This is a genomic window from Edaphobacter sp. (genome assembly GCF_035532915.1).
Lineage (GTDB): Bacteria > Acidobacteriota > Terriglobia > Terriglobales > Acidobacteriaceae > Edaphobacter.
In genome coordinates this window covers 1-6,380 of sequence record NZ_DATKQC010000475.1, presented here as the reverse complement: position 1 = coordinate 6,380, position 6,380 = coordinate 1, and the positions used below count along the sequence as shown (strand labels likewise).

The 6,380-nt window shown below is 56.2% G+C and carries 4 protein-coding genes; all 4 read right to left on the bottom strand.

Annotation, left to right across the window (positions count from 1 at the left end):
* Window positions 1-1,237: ATP-binding protein (locus VMU57_RS22145; RefSeq protein WP_325387407.1), on the bottom strand; the 1,237-nt coding region annotated here is incomplete at its 3' end.
* 27 nt (window positions 1,238-1,264) lie between these two features.
* The gene (locus VMU57_RS22140; RefSeq protein WP_325387405.1) at window positions 1,265-4,174 is read right to left on the bottom strand and encodes a DUF1156 domain-containing protein; all 2,910 of its coding nucleotides are present in this window, start codon (window positions 4,172-4,174) and stop codon (window positions 1,265-1,267) included.
* Window positions 4,175-4,304: 130 nt separating this feature from the next.
* Window positions 4,305-5,192, bottom strand: a complete 888-nt coding sequence (locus VMU57_RS22135) for a hypothetical protein (RefSeq protein ID WP_325387403.1) — start codon at window positions 5,190-5,192, stop codon at window positions 4,305-4,307.
* The coding region (locus tag VMU57_RS22130) for a DUF3883 domain-containing protein (RefSeq protein ID WP_325387401.1) at window positions 5,193-6,380 on the bottom strand (1,188 nt) is incomplete at its 5' end.

The window sequence follows — 6,380 nt, the reverse complement described above, 5'->3', positions numbered from 1 at the left end:
TATCTTTTTCCAGCACTGCATCCCAACCCGGTGCCAGGTAGTAGGTGAGCTCATTGCGGGTATTGCCGTCGTAAAGCGGCAGGCTGCCAGGCAGAATCATCAGGTCCTGATTTTGATCCTTCCAAAGCCGGTAGATGACCTTCGCCATCAGCTTCAGCACTCCGCGAGTACGCTGAAAACTTTGAAGAGTCGTCCAGTCTTCATATAGGCGGTCGAACACTTCCGGATGAATAGGGTAAGCCTGCACCAGTCGATTGAAATACCGTGCTTCCTGTGTCTCCGACGGAAGCTTTGCTCCTTCTGCGACGTAGGCACTGGCAAAGGCGCGGCACACAGCATCTCGCCCTGAGATGTCGCGAACCGGCTCGAAGAGCCGACGACGAACAATCTCAAAAGCCTCTTCAGTGGCGACAGGCTTCCATAGCGCTTGCAAACGTCCGAATGTTTTCTCCAACGCCTGGAGCGCTGCCATTCCTCGATTGCTTCCGGCTTCAACGTCGGACTCCGGTAAAGACGCCAGCATGATAGCTGTAGGCACGAGCTTGATGGCCTCAGTGAGTGCCTGTACAAACGATAGATTGCTGTCATAGCTGCCACCACTCAGCACCTGACCATTGGGAAACTGGCGAATGTAGGCGACCAGCTCGTCCACAAGGACCACACAGGGCGTATAGGTTTCTAGCAGCGTCTTCAGCACATTCTTGCCGGGTGAGGTGCCGGTCGTGTCGGCATCTTTCACGAGCGCGTAACCTTCGTCGCCACCGAGTTGCCAAGCCAGATCGCCCCACAACGTGTTGACGATTTGGTTGCCATATTTCCACGCTTGCCCAGGTGCATGGGCAGTGCCGTCGAGCACGACTACGCGAGCTTTAGGTACATCCATGATGCCCGCGTGATCGAGTAGATCGGGAATACCGAGCAAGTCCTTGATCGGACAGTCGCGAGTGGCGAGATGGTAGACGGCCAGCATGGTGTGCGTCTTCCCACCGCCGAACGCCGTCTGAAGTTGGATAACCGGGTCGCCGCCTTGGCCGTTTAGCCGCCGCGCCACCGAGGTAAGCAGCAAGCTCATGCCTTCCGTGATAAACGTGCGCTGAAAAAAGGCCGTTGCATCCTGGTATTCGGGTGTTGCCTTGCCGGTGTGCACGGCGGTGATGTCTGCGGCGAACTCCGATTGAAGAAACGTACCTTCCAGTACGTCACGATGGGGGACAGCTATTTCGCGCCACGGTTTCATCGATCTTTGCTCCAGTCTAATGCCATGTCACTCAAAAAGACTGCCTTGTGGCTTTTCAGTTGGTACGGCACCGGCGGCAGCTTCAATGCCACTCCAGGAAGTAATGAGTTCGTTGTAAGCTCGAGCATCCTCGACCCAGCCTTGGCGTTCACAGAGGGTGTGAAGGCGATAGGCAAGCTGTCGAGTTGCCTCTGCCTTGGCTCGAACGGCGGCCAACACTGCGGCTGCGCCGTTCTCTCCTTCCGACTTAAATACGCGGATAAGTTGATGTAGCGCCTCCCACACAGGCAGGCGCGTATCGGTCTGCGGGTTCCAGCTTGTGGGGTATTCTGACCACTTCCGCAAGCGGACGATACCACCACGGGATTCGATCACGCCCGCATCGCGGACGCCGTCAACACTTGTGCCCTTGGCACGAGACAATGTGTCGGCATCGCCAAACCGGCCCTCACCCCAGCCGTATTGCTGAAACCAGTGCAGGGAGAACTGTGTGTCGGAATCGAAATCGTCCTCGGCCAGGAAGCGGTTGATGAGCTGGAGAGCGTTGCGGACGCCCATGGGGGAGCCGTCGGCTTCCAGTACGGCAGAGTATTTAGAAAATACAGCCATACCGGGGCCGATAATGGCCTGTGACAGATCGACCGGGGCAACGGGTGAACGGTCGTCACCAGAGCCTTTGGTCATTTCATCGAGCGCCTCGGGCAGTACAGCATTTAACTCGCGAAGGAAGCCTCGGCGGGAAATTGTCGGAGCGTCCGTTTGACGCTTGCGGCACACGAGCACAACGCTTGATGCAAGCGCGCTGACGTTTTTCTTGAGATTTCCTACCAGTTCGGTTCGCATCGGCCACGTACCCGTGAGGGCAAATCCGGCCCTGATAACCGCTTGGAGAAATGTTTCCCAGCCTGTCGAGGCTGTGCCTTCCGTCTCTGATTCTGACTGCTTGAAGGCATAGTAGATCGTGATAGGGAATGCCGGATGTGCGTCAATGGCTAGATTGTGCATAGCCTGAGTCATGCCTTCCAAAAAGAAGGCTTCCGCCGCCTCTTTTCCGCCGTGCCGATGGGGTGTTGCTACCAATTCCTCGACCTTGGGCACAGACATTGTCGCGAAGAGGCACGGAAAGATCGGCAGGAGCGTAGGCCGTAGCCACACATAAAAGTAGTCCGACAAGTCAGCGTAGGATATGTTGTTGTAATACGGAGGGTCCGTTGAGACTACGTGCAAGTGGGTTGACCTAGTCTTGCTGGCGGCGTCTTCTTGAACTGCCGTGCCCTGTATAGCCGCTGTGGGCAGCCGTTCCAGCACCTTCGCGACTGCGTGAGCAGTGATCCCAAATCCTCCACCCGCGTCGGAAAGCGGGTTCGCTTCTGCGTAGTCCCAGATCATTGGAATGGCTTGACGACCAAACGCCTGTGTCAGACGATCTGGGTCTTTCTGCCAAGTGGCTTGAGTCGTGTTCGTCAAAGTTGCCTTATCAAGGCAGAAGGCAAGGTATACAGCCAATGCATCAGCATAAGCAGTTGCGCCAGTACCCCCGGCGTCGAGGCCCAAGCCGTCGTCAGACATGCCAGCGGCAAGCGCGTCTTCCCGAACGCGTTCACGGGCCTCACGCACCAAATCACTCAACGTTGTTAAGGCAACTAGTTGGCGCGGAGTGAAAAGTTCATGCCAATATTTGAAGCCGTATCCCCGACCACTCAGGAGATCTTGGCTGTCTTGGTTCATTTCGGCTTCAGGACGCCACTTCGGGTTCGCTGCGCGCGCAACAGCTTCCATCTCGCTCGTCGGCGCGATGTAGGCTCTACCGACTGGTCCCTCCACAACAACGGCCATCAGACACGCACCTGTGCGCTTTGCGACAAACTCTGCTTGAATATAGTTTCTGTCAATCGGAGTGTTTGACAAGAGACAGCGAAAATTCGCGCCGCGTCCTAACTTCGTCCCGCTCTGTGCCTCTGGTGGTGGCGTACCCATTTTCACCGCAAAGCGATAGGAGTCGCGGTCGAGGACTGGCTGCACATAAACTTCTTGTCCCTGCTTGCTTGAAAGTATGAACGAAGAAGTCAGAGGCACGTCAACATGAGAAAACGCAGGGTTGGGGCTCTTAACAGTGCGCGCCCACAGCCACGCGATAACTGTAAGCTTCTGCCCAACCAGAGGCACTAGGTCCAGGTTCTCCTTAGCTAGCTCCGCTGTTATCTCGACAGGTGGGTAGAGGTGACCAATACGTTCTTTCGCCTTTCTTTGCATCCATTTGCCGTAATAGCGAACGTCATGAGCAAGCCCCGACATTTGCGGCCAGCTCCGCTCCAAACCTAAGTCCGCCGCAAAACACTCGGCAGTTTGGGCCGAAAAGCTGACTGGGGGACGGCCCGCAAACCTTGGCGGGATCTCTATCATGGCCTTGTTGATTAGGACCGCGACGGGGTTGAGATCGGAGGCCCGCGCCTCCAGACCGAGACGCTGCGCTTCCAGTGGAATCGTACCACCACCTGCAAACGGGTCGTGCAGTGCGGGCAGTTTGTCGGGGTTGAATAGGTCAGTCGCCTGGGGGTGGTCCTTGTTTAGGTCGCAAACCTCGCGCCACGAGCGAAGGATCTCACCTTGAGCGCGCCGTAGGACCTCCTCGTTGTTGGTGTTGTCCCACAATACGAGATCTTCAATAATCTTGAAGAGACGCTTCCTTTCTTCGGCAGCTTCCTTCTTGTTCTTTCCGTATCTGAAGCCTCCGCCTTGTTGGTAGCCAGGGTCATTGACGAACTGAGCGAAAAGAACTGCCCTAGCCGCCGCCAATGGACGGCGAGCCCACCATAAATGTAGCGTTGACGGATGACCGTGGCGGATAGATTTTTCCCGCGCGGCCTCTATGTTAATAGCGTCAAGCGGGAGTGCCACCTCAATGAGTTTGCGGGGCGATTTTATGGGATACTCCATCAGGCGCGTGTTCCTTTTTCCGAGATGATCTTCAGGCGATGCTCGCGGACGAGATGCACCACAGGCGCTCGGATGAAGTTGCAGTCTGCTGGAACTGACTGCTGGAGCATTTCGATCTTCTCTCGTACGCTCATATTCTGCCTGATGACGGGAACTTTTGAGCGTGTGCGCAGAGGGCGCCAAGCTCAATCACGTCGATATGGAATGGCATCTGCTTGTGTTTGTGGATTGCGCAAAGCACCACGGCACGTGACAACTCTTCCTTTCCATACTTCCTTTGCTGATAGTGAAAGCCAGCACTGTCCCGCTTTATTTCAACCGGAATCGAATACGCTGGTAGATTCCGAAACCGGAACTCGGTTACACAGTCATATCCCTTCCCAACATAACCACCAAGACTGATGCCGAGGTGTTTCAGTGGCCCAGAGACCCTTAATAGATCGGGCTCTTGGATATGCTTGAGGCGCGTCGAGGGTAAGTGGTCCTTTACTACCCGGCAAATTTCGTCGAGTGCCCAGCCAACAATTCCCGGTTTCTGCTTATTCATGTAGACCATTTGCTCGATCCAAAATGGACTTGCGTACGTACTCGTAAACGTGAGCGGCCTGTCGATCCTGGGGATCACTTTGGTTTTCGGCCTGTTTGCGTACTTAAACCCGAGTGGTGTTAGGTAAAAAACGTCGTCCCTGATTTCTAGATCAACGTTGATTCGCTCGAAGTCCCCGGGAGCAAGCTGGTACCAGATTCTGATGGACTCTCCGATGCTTTCTGCGGCTAAACCCTGCTGTATCCTGTCGTGCCCTACGCCGCCCGCAACGGGAAGCTTCGTGCCATCCAGTTTACGGTCTGCGCTGACAGCGAAATACTCGGACTTGGTTGCGCCGTACGGAGTGACAAGAGCAACGCGCACGGCTCCTTTCTTTCGTAAAAATGTCTTTACGGGATCAGTCAGGTCATGAAAATAATACTGTGGACCGCCTGTGCCTCTGCTTGCTCTTTTCGTTTGCTGGAGATGCATTTATAAGTTTCCTTTCGGGTCTTTCCATGCCCGCGCCAAGAGTTCGCCAAGGTCATAATTAACTGAAGAAACGCCCCAGCCCGGTTCGGCTTCGAAGGGATTGCGCAGATAGTAGGGGCCGTCCACAGCGTCAGTTTCGCCAACGAGCACGATGGACAGTAAGAATTTGTCGGCCTGGTTGAGTGCGTAGAGCATTTCGTTGCGGGTGATGGTGACGGTGCTGGCTCCCTGTACGCGGCCTTTGACTTCGATGTGGCGGGCTTCTGGCTGCTTGTCGTCCACGGTGGGCGGATAGGATGTAATATCCCAGCCGCATTTCTGGGCGGAGACATCTACCACGCGGCAGCCGCGTGCTTCCTCAGCATGTCGAACAGCGTCCATGGCAAGTTTTTCGACGCGAGCACGGGCGACGGGGTCGGCGGAAAATGCGGAACCGTACTCCGCAGGAGATTCCCCACGCAGGCGACGGAGCAGACCGATGGGAACAACCAGGGCGCCACCGAGGGCCACCGGCGTGGCGGAGGTGACGTGGCGCATAGAAAGGAGTTCCTTTTTTCGGTTTTCAAGACGGCCTTCGAGATCGGAGACGGTGCGGCGGGCGTTCTCCACATTCAGCCGCACGTCTTTGCCAGCTTCTTGATCTTCTTTGAGCTTGATCCAACGGTCGGACCAAAAGGCGATTTCCTTGGTAAGCCGTTCATGGACGGCGGAAAGAGTCTTGTCCACATGAGCAATGCGTCGTTCGGCGACTTCCCGAAAATGTTCCGGCACGAGCGTGGCAGCGGCGAGGGCGAGTGCCCGCTGCTCATGGTCGGCACGAATCCAGGGCGCGGAAAGCACGTCGTTCAGCAGCGCGCGGTCGGCAGGCGCGAGGGCTTCCAGGTCAAGATGCGGTGCCCAGCCCGCAAACGTTGCTGATCCGTCAGTCGCGACGCGGACAAACTGGAGGCGTTTGGAGAGCACTTGGTCATCGCCGGATTTGATCTCGTGGGTGAGTAAGAAAAGCAGATGCGACTCTTCGCCCTCGTCGGCAGGGTCCACAAGAATAGTGCCCTGACGGAGGAGGTTGCCGTGCTGTTCCAAAATCAAGTCGCTCACTGCGAGCATGAGCGGGTGACCAGGATGGAGCATTGCGGCGAAGGCCGCGCCTGGCTTGTCGAGTGGCCGGACAGCTTCGCGGGTGAAGCA